Source organism: Mycoplasma zalophidermidis, from assembly GCF_018913985.1.
Lineage (GTDB): Bacteria > Bacillota_I > Bacilli_A > Mycoplasmatales > Metamycoplasmataceae > Mycoplasmopsis > Mycoplasmopsis zalophidermidis.
The window spans coordinates 80,237-98,561 of sequence record NZ_JAHMHK010000002.1; the positions used below are offsets into that span (position 1 = coordinate 80,237).

The 18,325-nt window shown below is 29.8% G+C and carries 14 protein-coding genes, 9 tRNA genes and 1 rRNA gene; 1 reads left to right on the forward strand and 23 read right to left on the reverse strand.

Features of this window, described 5'->3' with window-relative positions; translation table 4 throughout:
* Nucleotides 1-7: 7 nt before the first annotated feature.
* From KQ878_RS02045 to KQ878_RS02145, 21 genes are all read right to left on the reverse strand, one after another.
* Nucleotides 8-850: a YcsE-related riboflavin metabolism phosphatase gene (locus KQ878_RS02045; protein ID WP_216505557.1), complete on the reverse strand. Its 843-nt coding sequence runs from the start codon at nucleotides 848-850 to the stop codon at nucleotides 8-10.
* A 2-nt stretch (nucleotides 851-852) separates the two neighbouring features.
* Nucleotides 853-1,707: a tRNA pseudouridine(55) synthase TruB gene (truB, locus tag KQ878_RS02050; RefSeq protein WP_216567837.1), complete on the reverse strand. Its 855-nt coding sequence runs from the start codon at nucleotides 1,705-1,707 to the stop codon at nucleotides 853-855.
* Between the two features lie 40 nt (nucleotides 1,708-1,747).
* Nucleotides 1,748-4,375: a protein translocase subunit SecDF gene (gene secDF / locus KQ878_RS04380; protein ID WP_216505559.1), complete on the reverse strand. Its 2,628-nt coding sequence runs from the start codon at nucleotides 4,373-4,375 to the stop codon at nucleotides 1,748-1,750.
* Nucleotides 4,376-4,512: 137 nt separating this feature from the next.
* Entirely contained in the window at nucleotides 4,513-5,469 is a 957-nt protein-coding gene (gene ruvB, locus KQ878_RS02060) for a Holliday junction branch migration DNA helicase RuvB (RefSeq protein WP_216505560.1), read from the reverse strand.
* The gene (gene ruvA / locus KQ878_RS02065) at nucleotides 5,441-6,052 is read right to left on the reverse strand and encodes a Holliday junction branch migration protein RuvA (protein ID WP_216567838.1); all 612 of its coding nucleotides are present in this window, start codon (nucleotides 6,050-6,052) and stop codon (nucleotides 5,441-5,443) included. The genes ruvB and ruvA overlap by 29 nt, the downstream gene beginning before the upstream one ends.
* A gap of 338 nt (nucleotides 6,053-6,390) precedes the next feature.
* Nucleotides 6,391-6,475, reverse strand: a tRNA-Leu gene (locus KQ878_RS02070).
* A gap of 5 nt (nucleotides 6,476-6,480) precedes the next feature.
* Nucleotides 6,481-6,556, reverse strand: a tRNA-Thr gene (locus KQ878_RS02075).
* Nucleotides 6,557-6,689: 133 nt separating this feature from the next.
* A complete protein-coding gene (locus KQ878_RS02080) occupies nucleotides 6,690-7,130 on the reverse strand; it encodes a carboxymuconolactone decarboxylase family protein (protein WP_216567839.1) in 441 nt (146 codons plus the stop codon).
* A gap of 91 nt (nucleotides 7,131-7,221) precedes the next feature.
* Nucleotides 7,222-7,297, reverse strand: a tRNA-Val gene (locus KQ878_RS02085).
* Nucleotides 7,298-7,300: 3 nt separating this feature from the next.
* Nucleotides 7,301-7,376: transfer RNA gene (locus KQ878_RS02090), tRNA-Glu, on the reverse strand.
* A gap of 4 nt (nucleotides 7,377-7,380) precedes the next feature.
* Nucleotides 7,381-7,455 (reverse strand) — tRNA-Asn (locus KQ878_RS02095).
* A 126-nt stretch (nucleotides 7,456-7,581) separates the two neighbouring features.
* Nucleotides 7,582-7,655, reverse strand: a tRNA-Gly gene (locus tag KQ878_RS02100).
* 148 nt (nucleotides 7,656-7,803) lie between these two features.
* Nucleotides 7,804-7,880: transfer RNA gene (locus KQ878_RS02105), tRNA-Arg, on the reverse strand.
* Between the two features lie 6 nt (nucleotides 7,881-7,886).
* A tRNA-Cys gene (locus KQ878_RS02110) sits at nucleotides 7,887-7,961 on the reverse strand.
* 150 nt (nucleotides 7,962-8,111) lie between these two features.
* Nucleotides 8,112-10,250 carry an MSC_0775 family lipoprotein gene (locus tag KQ878_RS02115; RefSeq protein WP_216505563.1) on the reverse strand — a complete coding sequence of 713 codons (2,139 nt, stop codon included), beginning with the start codon at nucleotides 10,248-10,250 and terminating at the stop codon, nucleotides 8,112-8,114.
* 12 nt (nucleotides 10,251-10,262) lie between these two features.
* Entirely contained in the window at nucleotides 10,263-11,156 is an 894-nt protein-coding gene (locus KQ878_RS02120) for an MAG4940 family membrane protein (RefSeq protein ID WP_216505564.1), read from the reverse strand.
* 238 nt (nucleotides 11,157-11,394) lie between these two features.
* Complete coding sequence (locus KQ878_RS02125; protein ID WP_373422572.1) at nucleotides 11,395-12,426, reverse strand: NAD(P)H-dependent glycerol-3-phosphate dehydrogenase; 1,032 nt, start codon at nucleotides 12,424-12,426, stop codon at nucleotides 11,395-11,397.
* A 383-nt stretch (nucleotides 12,427-12,809) separates the two neighbouring features.
* A complete protein-coding gene (gene rsmA, locus KQ878_RS02130) occupies nucleotides 12,810-13,589 on the reverse strand; it encodes a 16S rRNA (adenine(1518)-N(6)/adenine(1519)-N(6))-dimethyltransferase RsmA (protein ID WP_216505566.1) in 780 nt (259 codons plus the stop codon).
* Complete coding sequence (locus tag KQ878_RS02135) at nucleotides 13,576-14,343, reverse strand: TatD family hydrolase (protein WP_216505567.1); 768 nt, start codon at nucleotides 14,341-14,343, stop codon at nucleotides 13,576-13,578. The genes rsmA and KQ878_RS02135 overlap by 14 nt, the downstream gene beginning before the upstream one ends.
* Nucleotides 14,344-14,351: 8 nt before the next feature.
* Nucleotides 14,352-15,689: a tRNA uridine-5-carboxymethylaminomethyl(34) synthesis GTPase MnmE gene (gene mnmE, locus KQ878_RS02140; RefSeq protein WP_216567840.1), complete on the reverse strand. Its 1,338-nt coding sequence runs from the start codon at nucleotides 15,687-15,689 to the stop codon at nucleotides 14,352-14,354.
* Between the two features lie 73 nt (nucleotides 15,690-15,762).
* A tRNA-Gly gene (locus KQ878_RS02145) sits at nucleotides 15,763-15,836 on the reverse strand.
* A gap of 325 nt (nucleotides 15,837-16,161) precedes the next feature.
* On the opposite strand from KQ878_RS02145, the gene KQ878_RS04205 reads away from it, so the two are divergent.
* Nucleotides 16,162-16,287 carry a hypothetical protein gene (locus tag KQ878_RS04205; RefSeq protein WP_258451776.1) on the forward strand — a complete coding sequence of 42 codons (126 nt, stop codon included), beginning with the start codon at nucleotides 16,162-16,164 and terminating at the stop codon, nucleotides 16,285-16,287.
* A gap of 214 nt (nucleotides 16,288-16,501) precedes the next feature.
* Here the strand turns inward: KQ878_RS04205 and KQ878_RS02150 are convergent, their stop codons facing one another.
* Together KQ878_RS02150 and KQ878_RS02155 are read right to left on the reverse strand one after the other, a co-directional pair.
* Nucleotides 16,502-17,554 carry a zinc-dependent alcohol dehydrogenase family protein gene (locus KQ878_RS02150; RefSeq protein WP_258451777.1) on the reverse strand — a complete coding sequence of 351 codons (1,053 nt, stop codon included), beginning with the start codon at nucleotides 17,552-17,554 and terminating at the stop codon, nucleotides 16,502-16,504.
* A gap of 531 nt (nucleotides 17,555-18,085) precedes the next feature.
* A 23S ribosomal RNA gene (locus tag KQ878_RS02155) occupies nucleotides 18,086-18,325 on the reverse strand; the annotation flags it as partial.

Consider the following 18,325-nt stretch of genomic DNA (forward strand, 5'->3'; position numbering starts at 1 on the left):
TTATATGTTATTTTATTAAATTTAATTCTTTTAATTTTCAATATGCGCCATCAACATTAACACTTTTAGCAACATCTCTCGCAACAAGTTTTAGATATTCATCGGCATCTTCCATTGCTACACCATAAGCTGCATCTTTTAGCATTTCATAATCGTTTGAGCTATCACCAAAAGCTATAACATTATTGTGGTTATTTAGATCCAGATAATTAGCTAATCACTGAATGGTATGAGATTTAGTAACGCCTTTTGGACACACAAACACACCTTTATGTCATGATGAATTAATTTCAAGCGGCATATCGTGTTTTTCGATAATTTCATTAATTGCTTCAATAACCGCATCAGTTCCCTCTTGATTTTCAGTTTGAATAGTAATGATATGAAGGTGATTTTTATCCATGATGTCTCAGTTCATTGGTTTCATTTTTTTGTTATGAGGTCTTAAAAATCATGTGTCTAAATTCATTCCTGGAGTGTGGTAACAATAGTCTAAATCTGTAACTGTTAAACCTTTGTATTCAGGAATTGAAGATAATTCTTCATATAAAGTTTTTAAATCTTCAAAAGCTATTGTTTTTTCGTAAATTATTTTATTAGACTTAAGGTGATAAACAAACATACCATTAGCACCAATAAAAAAGTCTAAATCTTCAGTTTTATCCATTAAGCTTCCAATAGTAACAAATTCTCTCGCTGTGGCCAACGTAGAATAAATGTTGCTTTCTTTTAATTTAGTAAACATTAAGGAAACAGTGTCACTAAATTCTGGCTGTTCATACGGCAATAAAGTACCGTCAATGTCAAATGCTGCTAATTTAATATTTTCTCTAAGTGCTGATTTTGTCATATTTACTCCTTTTTAAACAACCGGTTGCCAAATAATTTTTTCACTTTAGCTTTATTTTGGTTGATTACTATAATCCCTAAAACCATATCTTGTGTGTTTTGAGAAGTGAGTAAATAAGTTCCGTCATCTGCATTGATATCTATTATTTGTCCTTTTGACAGAAGTTCTAATTGGGTATTATTTACTATAATATTTCCCAACTCCACAAGGGGTAGGACATTTATTATAGCAATATAATTGTTTTTCGAAAGTAGATTTTTATGTAATCCTGAAATTTCAATTCGTTCCAGTTCTAGCATAAAAGACACCGTGCCAAACGCTAGACCTAGATCATTTGCAAGTGAACGAATATATGTGCCGTTGCTGACTGATAATTCAACTGTCAATTGTTGTTTTTTCTCATCAAAATCAATCAGTTTGACGTTATTTACTGATATTTTTTGAGACTTTAATTGAAATGCTTTGTTTTTGCGGGCCAAATCATAGCTTCTGACACCATCTACTTTTTTAGCACTAAAGATTGGTGGGATTTGCGTCGTTTGATTACTTAATCAATTTAATAAATCATGAACTTGATTCGATTTAATTTTTACTGTTGAAGTATCAGTAATATCGCCTTCTGAATCATAGGTTGAAGTAGCTTTCCCGAATTGAATTGTGGTTATATATGTTTTGTTTTTGTTGGCTACATATGAAATTAGTTTTGTTTCTTCATCTGTAGCAACTAACAATAAACCACTAGCTAGCGGGTCTAATGTACCGGTATGTCCTATTTTTTTTATCTTGTGTTGACGGGCAAAATCTCTTATGCAACTAAACGATGAAATACCTTTAGGCTTATAAATTAAATAAAACATATTTGACTCCTTAAAAGAAATATCGCCTCCGGCGATATTACTATGCTATAAAATCATTAATACCGGGGAAAATTTGTTCATCATGCCCAGGTAAAACTCAATATTTATTTTTGTAGCGTTTTTTGATTCCTGTTTGACGTTTGATTTCCAATTTGCTTCATATTTTCATTGAAATAAATATCGAAGCATATATTGATGTGACAGAACCAAACAATAAAATCAAGGTAAATGATGGATTAATTGAATTAAAGAAAATTAACATAATAATACATATAGTCATTATCGTAAACGTGCTATACATACTACGTTTCATATTTGCGTTTATTGCTACCTTAGCAATGTTTTCAACATCCTCTTTTTCAATAAAATCGGTGTGATAATTTAACTCGTGTAATTCTTTTGCTTTAGCAGCTAATAGCAATTTGTCTTTAACACTAATGACTATAATCGCAATAAAAGCTGTAATTGTCAATACATTTAATTGAATTCGTGCTAATGCAACAAAAGATAGAGTCAGCAGAATCTCAAATATAATCGAAACCGAAATAGCAATTGCATATGTTCATTTATATCTAATTAAAACGTAAACTGAAATTATAATTCAAGCCGCAAGTAATGCATATGAAGTTGTCGCTATTAATGATAGAGACTGATTTGCGTTGACGCCGTAACTCATTACATCAATACCAGTAAAAGTTTTATGTAAACTATCTGAGATGTTTTTTAATTGAATATTATCAAAAAACTGAGTTGTTTGAATAACCAATTTAAATGATGCATTGTCAGAATTTAGTGAATTAATTTTCAATACATCATTAATATTTTCGATACCAAACTGAGTAGCATTCGTTTGTAAATGAGATGAAATTTGGTCGGCGATTGCTTTATTAATTGAAGAATCAGGGGCAGCTTGAATAGTGATGTTAGTACCACCATGGAAATCAAATGATCTAGAAAATCCCGCGGCAACATCTTTGTTTATTCCCGCAAAAGTTGCATACACAACCATCGAAATAAGGATAAAAGCGAAAGCGGCAATAATAAATCACTTGGCATTTTTTAAGTAATCGAAATTAGCTAACTTATTTTCTTTTTTAATTGACATCTTATTAGGTCTAATGCCTAAAAGTTGAGGTTTATTAATAAACACTTTTGAATTTACCAATAATAAAGCAGCTAGTCTGGTGATTAATAATGTCGCAATTAATACTCCAATTATTGAAAACACCAATGAAATTCCAAAGGTTCTTACGGTTTGAGAACCAAAATAAAACGCCATAAATGAAATTAATAAAGTTAATATCAATGAATCGGAAATAGGTTGAAGAGTTGCTCGTCGAGTGGTGCCTACAGCTTTCCTCATTTTTTCACCTTTATAAACTTCCTGTTTTAATCTCGAATAAGTTATGACACTCATGTCAAAACATATTCCCATTCCGACAATTATAGAACCAAGCGCTATAGGAGAGTATTCTCCACGAAGTACCGAAAATAGAGTCATTGTGATAAAAATATACAATGCCATTGAAATAGTACTTAAAGCTCCTAAAAGTCCATAATTAATCATTAGCATAATTGCAATTAGAGTGAAACATACACCAATTGCAATTAAAGATATTTCATAACCCGAGTTAAAAATATTATGGTCAGAACCGTTGTTTAAATTAATATAGTTGCTTGAAATTACTTTTAATTCGTATTTAGCTGTACCGAAGTTTATTTCTTCAGCTAATTTTTGGGCTGATGATTGTTGTAGTGGTTGTCCCGATGCATTAGAAGGGATTACAAAACTATCTCCGTTAAGCGATCTATTAACTCCGATTTTATTTATTAGATAGCTTTCAGCATTGATTGAATTTAATTTGAGTATGCTACCTTCAGGATTTTCCCCAACATAAACAAAATTGTAAGGATTGCTCATAGCTTTATCTCATTCAGCTGAATAATCTTTTTTTGCTTTTCTTATTAGGTCGCCAATGTTTAATCATGTTAATAGGTAGTTTTTACCTTGACCTTTTTTAGCTAAATACTCGGTGGCTTTAGTCCATTCTATTTCAGCAGCTTTAGAAGCTAGTTGTACTTCAACGCCGAAATAATTATTTTGTCCTGTAAAGGTTGATTTTGCAGATTTAATAGGGGGCACAAAAGTTTTTAATAAATCATCATTATCAAATTCTTTATTTCAATCGATTTTATTATTTACGTTTGGTTCCACAAAAACATTATTTCTGAATAAAGGTTGACCATCAATATCAGTAAAAATCATAGTTGATTTAGTTGTAATTACATTTTCTAACGTCTTGCGATCATTAGCACTCAAATCACCATTTTTTGATAATTTGATTTTGTCCCTTCCCTCTTCTGTTACGGTAGCCCCAAATTCAACTCCACCTCCAATTCTATTTTGCAAAGATTTTGCAATTGATTTTGCAGGCGTGTTTGAATCGTTATTTTCAATTTGAACCAAAAATTCTTGACCGCCTCCATATTCGATTGATTTATTTACATTTTTAGATGTATATAAAACTGACCCGGTTACTACTGTTGTAACAGCAGCGGTAACAATGAAAAACGAAAGAAATCACCTTTTTCAACCTGATAGGGTAAAAAATTTCTTTCACGCAGAGGATTTAAATATACCTTTAAAGAATTCAACTATTTTTTTCATAATTTTATATTATATAATAAGTATTAATTTATATATTAATATTTAAGTCTTTTTATAGATTTATGATTACCTATATTGATAATGATTTTTAACTTTCACGATAAATAAAGAAGAAAAATAGAGTAACTAACACTCTATTATTCTTGTCTATAATTTTTTAAAACGTATTGTGTACCCTTTCGTGTTAATTTTCTACCCCTGGGACTTTTTTCAATTAATTTGAAATACAGTAATAAAGGTTCAATTTCGTAAAGTATATTTTCTTTTTGAAAATTAAGTATTCCAACCAACGAATCAAGCGAAGCTGATGAATCTGGAAATACGTCATTTAAAACTCTCAGGTATTCCAAATGTTCTCTCCCCAAACCAAATTCAAATAATTCTAAATATTTGAAAGTTTGTCGTACAGTTTTGGCTGTTAAAATTTTCTCCTTATTTTTTATTGCAAAATCATAAATTCTTTTTAATAAATTCAGTGCAACTCTTGGCGTTGCTTTTGAATGTTGAGCTATAACCAATAATAATTTTTCATCGCTTTGAATGTCAAAATTATTGCTGATATTCAGTAGTATTCGTAAAATATCTTCGTCTTTATAAGGATTGAGACTGCCCTTAAATCCAAATCTATCTTTTAGTGGCTGACTTAGTAAATTAATTTTCGTCGTCGCTCCAATCAAAGTGAATGGTTTTAGGTTCATTCGCATTACTTTTGAATCGCCTTCTGGTCCAATAATGATGTCTATTTTAAAATCTTCCATAGCAGAATACAATAATTCTTCAACGTTTTTATTGATACTGTGAATTTCATCAATAAAAACTATATCTCCAGAATTAACATGGGCAAAAATACTTAATATATCTGATTTTTTTTCCAATAATGAGCCTTGAAGATAATGAACTTTCGAATTTAATTCATTACCTATAATCGTTGCCAAGGTAGTTTTACCAGTTCCTGGAGGACCATAAAAAAGAATATGGTCCAGAGGCTCATTTCTGTGTTTTGAACCTTGAATCATAGTTTTCAAGGTAGTAATTAATTTTGTTTGTCCTATGAATTCGACAAAATTACTGGGTCGTAAATGTTGAGGTTTCATTTTCAAGTTGTTTTCCTGTTAATTCATACATTGCTTGTTGAATAATAACTTCAACATCATTAGATAAAGGCACATTATTAAGCGCTTGATCAATTTGTTTTTGCTGAAACCCGAGGGTTTTTAGTGTTGTTTTTGCTTCATCTAGCACGTTAGAAGTTTTAGAAATTTCTCGAGCTTTTTTATTATTAATCATTTTAGATCACTTATCACTTAATTCTGCAACGGCTAATCTAGCAACCTTAGGATTTAGGTAAGGTGTTTTTACTAATCCATCAAGATCACCGAGCGAAAGCATACTTGCGATCTTTTCTCACCCAACATTCAACATATTAAAAGCTACTCGGGGCCCTACTCCACTGAGTGAAATTAAGTCAATAAATAATAACCTTTCTTTAAATTCTTTAAAAGCGTATGTTGCATTATAGTAATCATTTTTAATTTCAAACAAATATAATTTAATTTTTTGTTTTGGTTCAATTCTTTCGTGTTGAGGCAATATTAAACTGTAACCAACTCCCCCAGATTCAAAAATAATATTTGAGTTATTTTTATAGATTACTTCCCCAATTCTATATAAAATCATTTTTCTCCTTATTTAATTAAGTGTTGATTCACTTATCTTTTTTATAATAAGTAAATCATTTTGTTAAGACATAAATTCTTAACTGTAACAAAAAAGATTCCATTTTTTTATCCATTTTTTCCTTTCTTTTTTCTTACAATTACATATTACAATGCTTTAATAACTAATTTTTATCAACTTTTTCCATTTATATAATGTGGATAAATTGCTGCACAATCGCCATATTTAACTTAAAATTAGCAATTTAGGGAATAATGATATTACAATCAAATTGCGTGGATAAATTTAAAATAGATAATAAAAAATATCGCGAATGCGATATTTGGTGCTAATACATATGGTGCGCGAGGAGGGACTTGAACCCTCACGCCGTGAAGCACTAGAGCCTAAATCTAGCGTGTCTGCCAATTTCACCACTCGCGCAAAAATGGTGCCGGCTATAGGACTCGAACCTACGACCTACTGATTACAAGTCAGTTGCTCTACCAACTGAGCTAAGCCGGCGTATATTTGTAAATACATTATATACATTTTTTTGTTTTTGCAAATAAAAAAAGTATTTATTTTAATTGTGTTAAATATATATCATTTTTAGTGTTTAAATAAAAAAAGTCAACATTATTTGTTGACTAAAAAATTATTTTTTGTGTTCTAATTTTGCGCTTAATGCAACTCTATTTCAAGCATTCATAGAAATTGCCACCATAATTAATCTAGCGATTTCGTCTTCAGTAAAATATTCTCATAGTTTTGAGTATGTTTCATCTGTAACACCTTGATTTGAAATATGGGCTATTTCTTCAGTCATTAATAAAACCGCTTTTTCTTTATCGCTAAATAGTGGTGATTCTTGTCATGCTGGTAGTGCATATAATCTTCTTGGTGTTTCACCTGCGTCTAAGGCTATTTTGGCGTGAATTTCAATACAGTAAGCACATTTATTGATTTGTGATGTTCTAATTTTAATTAATTCAACTAAAATCAAGTCTAATCCTTTAGTTTTCAAATATTCAGAAACATCATTTAAACCTTCTAATAATTTCGGATCATTTTTTGCAATAATTACTCTTTTTGTCATATTTCTTTTTTCTCCTAAACTTATTTTTACACAAGAACTATAAATTGTAAATAAAAAAACTAGCTAATCTAGTTTGGTGTATTTAAACAAATGGTAGAGAATAAGGGGCTCGAACCCATGACCTACGCCTTGTAAGGGCGCCGCTCTCCCAACTGAGCTAATTCTCCAAATGGCAGTCTGTACGGGGATCGAACCCGTGTATGCATGGATGAAAACCATGTGTGTTAACCGCTTCACCAACAGACCATAATGGCGCCGATTGCGGGGATCGAACCTGCGACCAACTGGTTAACAGCCAGCTGCTCTACCGCTGAGCTAAATCGGCACTGAAAATATGCTTAATTATTATAACTAAAAATAATTTTTACAAAATATTTTTTTAATTTTTTTCACATATTTTCGACTTTATCAAAATAAATTATTAATTTTATTTCTTAGGTGCTTTCGCAAATGGAGCAAACGAGGGGAATCGAACCCCCATTACTAGCATGGCAAGCTAGAATTTTGCCATTAAATTACGTTTGCAATTGCAATAAAATAATAATATATTTATACAAAAAACAAAATAAAAAATTAAAAAAATTATTTTTGATCCCTTTACATGTTATATATCTGACTAAAACTGCAATTTTATAAAAAAATCCGCATCGCGGATAAGGTGTCTAACGACAAATGGCGCGCCCGGCAGGAGTTGAACCCACAACCTCTTGGGCCGTAACCAAGCACTCTGTCCAGTTGAGCTACGGGCGCATAATATGGAGGCACCAACCGGATTCGAACCGGTAATCAAAGTTTTGCAGACTCATGCCTTGGCCATTTGGCTATGGTGCCATATGCGAAAACATTATACAACAAACTTATTAATTAGTGCTGAAAATATTATACATATTTAGAAAAAAAATAAAAATAAATATCATTAACCTTTTTATATAGTATTTTGAACTGTTGTGTAAAATAATAAAAAAAGCAACAATTAAGTTGCTATTTATTCAATTTAAAATAATCCTCTAAATCAAACGAAAAACTTTCATTACCTCTTATTTTAAATAACACATTTGGATTTACAAATCCGTTTCGTTGCTCTTGTTGTTGCATAGGATTTGAAATTCAAATTGGGGGTTCATCAAGTTTTTTTGTTTTATCCTGCTTCGCTGTTAGGTCGTCTGTTTCGTAAACAGCTCCGGCTGGTTTAGCAGTGACTCCGTCTACTCTTATCGATGAAAATGGATTTGAATTAACTTTATATTTCTTCACGCGATCACTTCTTTGCGTCATTTTTGATACAATTCGGTTTTCATTGTAATATTTGTCTTGATCATTGTAAACAGTAATGTGTACGTGAGGCATTCAACCTCCGTTAGTATCGGGTGTTCCTAAAAAACCTATAATTTCACCTTTAGAAACTTTTTTTGGTGTGTCAGGGTATACCCCTTCAACAATATCAAAATCATTTTTGCCATCTTTTGTTAAAGAAACTTTAGAACTTGTTCAACCTAAATCTGAATTATTCATAGTCAAGCCCGCATCCAAATGTATAAAACCAATGTAAATATAACCGCTTTCTAATTCGGATTCGTCTTGGATACCAAAATTAATTTCTAGTTCTCTAGGAGAGTAATTACGTAATTTATTCTTTTCAACTCTTAGCATCAATGATGTCCCCGAGGCATTTGCAATTTCTTTTTGACCATCTTTTAATGATCTAGCAAAAACCCCTACAATTTCTGCGTCAAAAGGGGCAACAATTGGTGTATATTCTGGTGCTAAATAATCTTCACCAACATGTAAGAATATTGGGGTATCTATTCTTGAACCATACACTGATCTTGTTGAATCATATCCCCCTGACAATAATTTTGTCGAATATATATTATAAATTGAAGAATTAACCTTAGGTAAGTCTTCTTTGGTTAAATTATCTATAATAAAGTTAAACGCGTTCAAATTTTCCTTAACAAACTCATTTTTGAATGGATTAGTAAATTCACCAACACCAACCTTTTTAGTTAGTTCGTATTCATGTTCGAAAATTTTTGCTTTTAAATGCAACAAACCGTTTCTGAAGTTAACAGGCATATAATCAATGATTTCATATTTGATATTACTATTCAACGAAGAGATGACAAAATCATTTTTGGTAAGTTTATTAAAATCTGAATTGTAAATATTTGAATCAAAAATTGAATAATGTAAATTTGCTAAAAGCGATTGGTTAATCAACACATCTTGTATTTTTTTGTCATTAACACTTTGATTTAGGTCTATAAACTTTTCTATGTCAAAGCCTATATTGTTTGGTTTAGATTTGTTTAATTCACTTACAACAACTCTAATGGTTACATTAATTTTATGCAAATCATCAAAGCGGGTAAAATCTATATTTTTAACAAAATAATCTAATTTATGAGTGTTATCTACAAAATCAATCTCTTTGGAAAGCTTAACATTAAATATATCATTTAGTTGTTTAGTAGATAAATTTGATATTTCCCACTTATTTAATAATTGCATTTTTTTAGTTAAATTCGAACTATTAATTTCAACTGTGAAAAGAGCGGTTTCGGCCTGCAGTTTTTCAATAATGGAATTAATTGGTTCTACTGATTTTTTATCGCTAGATCTTAACTTCAATCCTTTAAGTTTTAAATTTAATGTGTTTTCAACAAATAATCCTTGAAATGCTACTGATTTATCAATCGGTGTAATAAGTTTTATTGGCATTAATAAATCATTAATATTTGCCGGATCGGGTTGAATGTTATGAAAATCATATTTTCATTTAAGACTGTCAGTAAAATACTTATCCAATTTTACTTCGTCAATAAGAATTTGTTTGAATTCGTCGAAATCAAAATACAATTTATTTGGAATATAGTTGTTTCTAGAAATATCAATGAATTCTATATCAGATAACTTTGTATTCTGGTTTTTAAACTTTAAAACTCTATGTGAAATATCATTATACTTCAGATAATTATTAATTTTTATAGTATTAAGCTCATTATCTGCTGTAATACTGTTTTTATTTTTGTTATTTGAATTTTGCAATGTGCAAGATGCAGCCATTAAAACCGGCGCTGAAAACACTGGCAATAATTTTAGTATTTTATTTTTTTTCATACTTTCTTTCCTTTAAAAATTTAATGTTGAACTAGATATATTTGTTATACCAAAAATAATTAGGGCAAAAATAATCGGTATAGCGAATGTAAATATTAATATAATAGAGAAATTGATTGAACTTCGTTTCAATAAAAACATTGATTCTCTTTTTTGGTCATTAAGTTTTTTTAGTGCTACTATAATAATTAAAATTACGGAAGTAACTAAATTCATAAACGAAAAATATAAATGAAATCCATAAAATCCAAAAAATGCCGATAAATACAGTGTAAATCAAATTACCAATATAGTTATAATCATTTTATCATAACCATTTGTCCCAAAATTTACTTGGCTTATATAACTTAATAATGGAACAGTAGTAACAAACAACGAAATGAAAATAAATTCTTTGATTGTGAATTTAAAAACATTAGAATTACAATCTTCGTTGTTTTGAAATATTCTTAGCAATGAAATATTCTTTGCATCATATTCACTATGATGCTTTATAAAATAATTTCTCATCAAGAAGTGTAGTGGAGTAAATAAAATAAACGCACAAACACCTCCCAAAATTTGAGCACCTATCAAATAGGATACCCCCGAAAATATCGGAGAAATGCTATGATTTTTAATATCAATTCCTTGTAGCATTGCTTGCAATATAACTATTAATGGGTTTGCTAACGGCATTGATGCTTTTGAAGACAAGAAATGACTTCATGATCAAGGAATAACAAACATTAAAAACGTGACAAAAGTCAGGCCAAAAGTCATATATATTTTATTTTTATCTTTTTTAGTTAATTTTGCAATAAACATTCAAATCATAGTGAAGAACACTAGAGTAAATGTAGCTAGAAATTCGTATAAGAATCCTGTGGAACTTCAGTTAGTTGATAAAAGTTGTTTCGGGGTCATAAATCTCCTTTCTTTAATTATTCACTTATTATATACTGGAAAAGGTTTAAAAAAATGACCAAAAAAGTCAAATAAAAAAAATGAACATAAAATTACGTTTTTTAAATAGTATTTTAAAAACATTTTTTTACGTAAGCGATTATAAAATGAGTAAATTCGAAATTATTTTATAAATATGGAATCGTTTTCATATTTATAAAATGATAAAGATTGAAATGCACTTATTTTTAATAAAAAATTATAATTTATCAATAAATTTTAGTAAGTCGTGGTGATCTTCTTTACCGGTTAAAACATCAACAATACTTTGAATAAAAGGAACATATATATCATTATTTTCATCTAAAATCTTATTTAAAATTTTAGCTGTGTTATACCCTTCAACTGTTTTTGTGTTACTATTCAAGGCTGAAAGTAAACCATTTTTAGCAATCTCAATTCCAAAACTAAAATTACGACTTGTCATGTTCAAACAAGTTAGAACTATATCCCCAATTGCTGCTAATTCATAGCCCGATAATGGGTTAGAATCGGGATATAATTTTTTTGCAATAACCGATACCTCTTTTAAACCTATAGATATCAATGCAGGAGCTAAATTTTTAGCAGAATACAAACCAGATGAAATACCGATACCGATAGCTAATACATTTTTTAAAGCTGAATATACTTCGCTTCCTTTTTCGTCTAAATTTATTACTATTTTAAAAGTCTCGTTATTAAATAAATTTGCTATTTCTGATAAAAACGTTTCGTTCTTTCCCACGGCATTGATAATAGTCAAATTATTCTGAAATACCTCAGTTGCAAATGAAGGCCCGATTAATGAACAAATGTTTAATAAATTTTGATCTAATACATCAGAAATTACCTCAGAAAAAAATTTTTTAGACACACCGTCAATACCTTTAGCAACATTTATGACATTAATTTTTTTATCGCCGATTATTTTTTTAATATTATTTAAAACCGAAACGATAACTGTTGTAGGAACAGCAAGTACTAATAAATCAAAATCTTCAAGGGCTTTAGTTAAATCCGCTGTAGCTTGAACATTTTGTGGATTATTAAATTTAGTTTCTCCAAAATATTTTGTATTTAGTCCATTATTTATATCACTAATTTCTTGTTGATCAATACCTCATAATGTTACTTTTTTATTGTTTTTCGATAGAACTGTAGCTAAACCAGAAGCTCAGGCCCCAGAACCTATAAATGTTATTTTTTGCATAATATCACCATGTCTTTCTTTAACTATAAATTTTATCAAATTTAATTTATTTTCTTATAGCAAGTTCAATCAAATTTACAAAATTTATATATCTTATAGTTTTTGTAAGCTTTTTTGCTTTCTGAATCTTGCGCTGCTAACCTGAATGTTTTTTTGAAACTGAATAGTCCTATAAGTTTAATAAAACTGAAAATGTATAGGACTACAGTGATAATAACCGAGAAGCTTAATAAGACTTTATGCCATGTTTCAATTCAACCTAAGAAGAAGAATAGTACAGCAGTGCCAATGTGTATTACTATAGATATTAAAAATAAGAATTCAGTCATTTTAGAGTAGCTTTTAAGTCTGGACTCGATAATTTCAGGATTAGTTTGAAAGGTTTCTAAATCATTTTTATAATCAAATTCACAAATATTCATTTATTCACTCTCCAATTGGTCGTATAATTTTTCAATTTTAAATAGGTCTAATTCTTGAATTCTAGTAAATTCACCTAAATTAAGATTTTTGTACGCCTGTTTTATTTTTTCGTCACTATATTTTGTTTTTAAACTTCATGACAATTTTTTTCGTCTAGAAAGAAAACATAATTTAAAGAAATCCTTAAGCTTATTGAATTTTGAATTATTTTCGTCCTTAAATTCTAATGTAACAATTGCTGAATCAACCTTAGGACTTGGTGAAAATAATGTTTTTTTAACAAATAATTCTTTTTTTACATCAGCAACGTACTGGACAGTTATTGATAATTTTGAATAATCTGGTGTATTTATTTTTGCTACTAATCTGTCTGCAACTTCATTTTGAACCATTAATGTAGCTCTTTTGAAGTTATTACGGTTTTCAATTATTTTAAAAATTATTTCACTAGTGATGTAATATGGAATATTGCCTACAATTTCAAAACCATTAAAATCACTTAAGTCCGCATCAAGAAAATCACCCTTAATAATTTGATTTTCGGACAAAATATTATTTTTAAGCAAGTGATTAATCATATCTTCATCAATTTCGAAGGCAATTAATTTATTTGCCTTCTTGTTTAGTTCTTCGGTTAATGCTCCTAAACCCGGACCAATTTCAATAATTTTCTTACCTAGTGGACTTATTACTTCAATAGTTTTTTTAATTATGTTTTTATCATTCAAAAAATTCTGCCCAAATTTCTTTTTCGCTACTATACTTTTACCTTTTGACATTTAAATTAAAAAACTCCTTCGCATTTTTAACAACTTGTTTGGCAAATTTTTCAGGAGCCATTTTTTTAATTCCGGCTAAAAACATAGTTGTATAGATTACATTTTCAGAAACATTTTCAGTTCCTCTCTTATTAGCGGGCGAAAGATAAGGAGCATCTGTTTCGGTTAATATTCTGTCAATTGGAAGCCAATCAACAACTCCAATAGTTTTTTGTGCATTTTTATAAGTAGAAACACCGCTTATACTGAAATATGTATTGAATTCAGAAAATTTTTTGGCTCAGTAAAGGTCTCCGCTAAATGTGTGTATCATAAATTTAACATCTTGATACTGTTTCAATATTTCATACAATTCTTCATATGAATCACGCATATGAATAACAACGGGTAAGTTATATTTTTGAGCAACTTTTATTTGTGAGTGCAAAGATGAAATTTGGATTTCTCTGGGGACCGAATCTCAAAAGAAATCTAAACCAATTTCACCAATAGCTTTAACATCACCGGTTATTTGTTTTTCAAGGTTTAACCCATCTATCTCGCCTGTGGCATGATTTGGATGAATACCAATTACAGGATATGTAAAATCGTATTTTTTACAGGTGTCGATTACCTCATTATTTTCTTCAAGACTGCAACCGGTAACCATCATAATTTCAACACCCTCATTAAAAGCATTCATTATTGTTTCATCAGGATTTTTATAATATTCTTTCAGTGGATGCGTATGCGCATCAACAAATTTTATTGCCATATTTTCCTCTACTTCCCTAGACAAAAGTTCTTAAACATATCATCCAATAATTCTTCATTGTCTGCTCTACCTGTTATATCGGTTAAATTTTTTCAAGCCTCTGTAATATCAATAATTACCAAGTCAGAATATAGACCCATATTTAATGAATTGATAGCAGATTCAATATTATTCTTAGCTTTTTTAATTAAAGCTAGTTGACGAGCATTCGTCACAAAATCAGCATCATTAATACTCATTGTTTTAAATTTACTAACTAATGTTTCTAATAAGCTATCAATATCATTGTTTTGAGCACTTATAGAAATGAATCCTTTAGGTGCCTTAGCTAGGTCTTTTTTATTTCAAACTGTAATTAATTCTTTGTTATATTTTTTACCTAACTCAATTACTCTCGTGTCGAATTCGTCATTTTGTTGTTGTGTATCACAGACATGAATAACAACATCGGCATTTTTTATTTGCTCAAAAGACTTTTCGATTCCTATTTGTTCAGCCTTAGCATTTGCATGTCTGATTCCGGCGGTATCAATAAGTTTAAATAGAATACCTTTATACTGTCAAGAAGCTTCGACTAAATCTCTAGTAGTACCAGCTTCATCGGTAACGATAGCTTTTTCCTCACCAAGCAAACAATTTAATAATGAACTTTTTCCAACATTGGGCTTTCCAATTATTGCGACTTTAATTCCTTCGAAAAGCAGTCTGGAATTCTCACTTTGTATAACTAAATTACTTATTTTAGTATTTAAATCGGATAACTCTTTAAGTAATCCGTTGTCAAGAATTTTCTCTACATCATCATATTCAGGATAGTCGATATTAACTTCTATTTTTCCAATTAAATACATTAATTTTGATTTCAAATCTTCAATTAATTTACTCGTACGTCCATCAAATTTTTGAACAGCTAATTCAGTTTGAATCATTGATTGAGCATGTATTAAATCATTTATTGCTTCCGCTTTGATTAAATCCATTTTGCCATTCAAGAAGCTTCTGCGAGTAAATTCACCCGGTGTGGCTAATCGAGCCCCGTTAGCTAAAAGCAATTCTAAAATACGGTTAGTTATTACAACACCACCGTGACAATTTATTTCAACTGTATCCTCACCGGTGAATGTTTTTTCACCTATAAACCACATAACTAATACTTCATCAATTATTTTGTTTCCATTTAAGTTATCAATAATATTACCGTAAGTTATCGTGTGATTTTTTCCTATTTTTCCAGAGAAAATTTTCGAGACTATTTGAGTACTTTCACTACCACTAACTCTAATTATTGAGATGGCTTGATTTATTTTTCCACCTGAAGAAATTGCTGCTATTGTGTCATTTATCATATTATCTATTTTACCTTATTATTAATTTATATTAAAAAAAGCAGATAACTGCTTTCGGTGTTATTTAAACAAATGGAGCGGATGACGGGAATCGAACCCGCATAATCAGCTTGGAAGGCTGGAGTTCTACCATTGAACTACATCCGCATAATTTCTTATTTATTATAATAAAAAAACAAAATGAAAAAAACAAAAAAATATTTTTTTCATTAGATGATCAAATATTAAACAAATATAATAAATAAAAGCAGGGTAAGAAGGAAAACTTAGATTTTAAAGAACTATAAAGCTATTAAAACAACATTAATAAGATTGATTTAAAAATTCTAATTTTTCTTTTATAATTTTTGTCAAATTAACTGAATAAATCACCTAAGTTGGCGAAGTTATTAATATCAAAAATCAACGACAAAAAAGCTACTGAAGAAAATAATGCTAGTGTGATGAATTATCAATTGTTGAATTAGGACGCATGTCACATCATATTTTTACAATTGCTACACATACTAATATTAATTTGGCAAAATTGGTTATAGTCAAAGATGTCGGTGCAGCAACGTGCAATAAACTTAAAGTAATACATTGAATCAATAAATAAAATCACCAAATTATGCGTTGGTGATTTTATTTTTTCACATCTTATCTACAAAAAATAAATCATTAACCTTCACAAAAGAATTTTAGACGTCTAAACGCCTTAAGTCAACGTTAGAAAAGGTCTTTTGCCAAAACTTTTTGATTATCCTTTAAATAATCTTATTTAGCAGTAGCTTAAAATAAAAAAACAAGGATAATGCCCTTGTTTAAGATTTTTATTTTGTTGCGTCAATTAACAATTTCATTGCTTTAGTATCAGCAGCATTTAGGAAAGTTTCATATGCTTTCATCATATCACTTAAATTGAATTCGTGAGTAATTAGTTTTTCGACTGGCAATTTACCTGTTGACACACCATTAATTAATAATGGAGTCGTATTTGTATTAACTAAACCGGTTGTAATTGTCAAGTTTTTAATTCATAGATTTTGAACATCAAAATCAACTTTTTTACCGTGAACACCAACAACAGCAATGTGTCCTCCGGCTTTAACGATTTCTTGACATGTTTGTCATGTTTGTGGAACACCAACAGCTTCGATAGCAACATCAACACCATCTGCACCAACAATTTTTTGAACATCTGCTAAAAGATTTGCTGATGGAACAATTGTGTGAGTTGCACCTAATTTTTTAGCCATTTCCAATCTGTTTGGGTCAAGGTCAATAACGATGATGTTGGCAGGTGAGTATAGTTGTGAAGTTAATAATACACCCATACCAACCGGACCAGCACCTACAATGGCAATAGAATCTCCAGGTTTAACATTACCATATTTAACACCAATTTCGTGTCCTGTAGGAAGCGCGTCAGACAACATAACTGCTATATTATCAGAAATTGTTTCTGGATATTTATATAAACTGTTATCCGCGAATGGAACACGTACATATTCTGCTTGGGTACCATTAATCATGTATCCAAATTTTCATCCACCTTCGTCTTCACGACAGTGTGAGTAAAGTTGTTTTCTACAGTTGTCGCATTTGCCACAAGGTGTAACACAAGAAATAAGAACTTTATCTCCTACTTTAACGTTTGTAACACCTTCACCAACTTGTTCTACAACACCAATTCCTTCGTGTCCTAGAATTCTTCCTGAAGCTACTTCAGGGTTTTTGCCTTTGTAAATACCTAAGTCAGTACCACAGATTGTTGTTTTCGTGACTTTAACAATTGCATCTGTAGGTTTTTGAATAACTGGTTTATCAACTAGATCTAAAGAAATCTTGTGATCTCCATGATAAACTAATGCTTTCATTTTCATATATTTTGTTCTCCTATAAAGTGATTTTTTATAATATTGCGTTTTCACACAATATTAATATTAATATATCAAATTTATATTCTCTATTAAATATTTTTTTATTTTTTTTAATTTTAGTACTTGTAGATAGAACACCAAAAACCAATATATATAGGTATTTTGGGAACAAACATTTAAAAATATATAGTGTAGACTACACGTATATTTTTATAAAAAGACTATATTTTACGCAAAAAACAGCATTTTTAGTGGTTTTTGGTATATTTATGTTTTTAGTTGAGTATGATTCATCATATATATTGTTTTAGAAATATCAAATTAGAGGTTATGAAATTGTTTCCAAATTTTCCACATTATCACATAATTAGTTAATTTTAGTTGAATTTAAATAATTAAATTCAACAGGTTATTTTTATTACCTTTTTGATTATTTTTGTTCTAAAAATCAATAAAAAAAACTCCATCCGGAGCATTATTCTCTGAAAACTGAATAGTAATTTAAAACTCATTGAAATGTATAAAATACACATTACTTTTAAACCTATTGATTTATTAGTACTGGTCAGCTCAACATATCGCTATGCTTACACATCCAGCCTATCAACCTCGTAGTCTACAAGGAATCTCAAGGGAATACTAATCTTTGAGGAGGCTTCCCACTTAGATGCTTTCAGCGGTTATCCTTTCCGTACTTAGCTACCCAGCTATGCTCCTGGCGGAACAACTGGAACACCAGTGGTACGTCCGTTTCGGTCCTCTCGTACTAAAAAC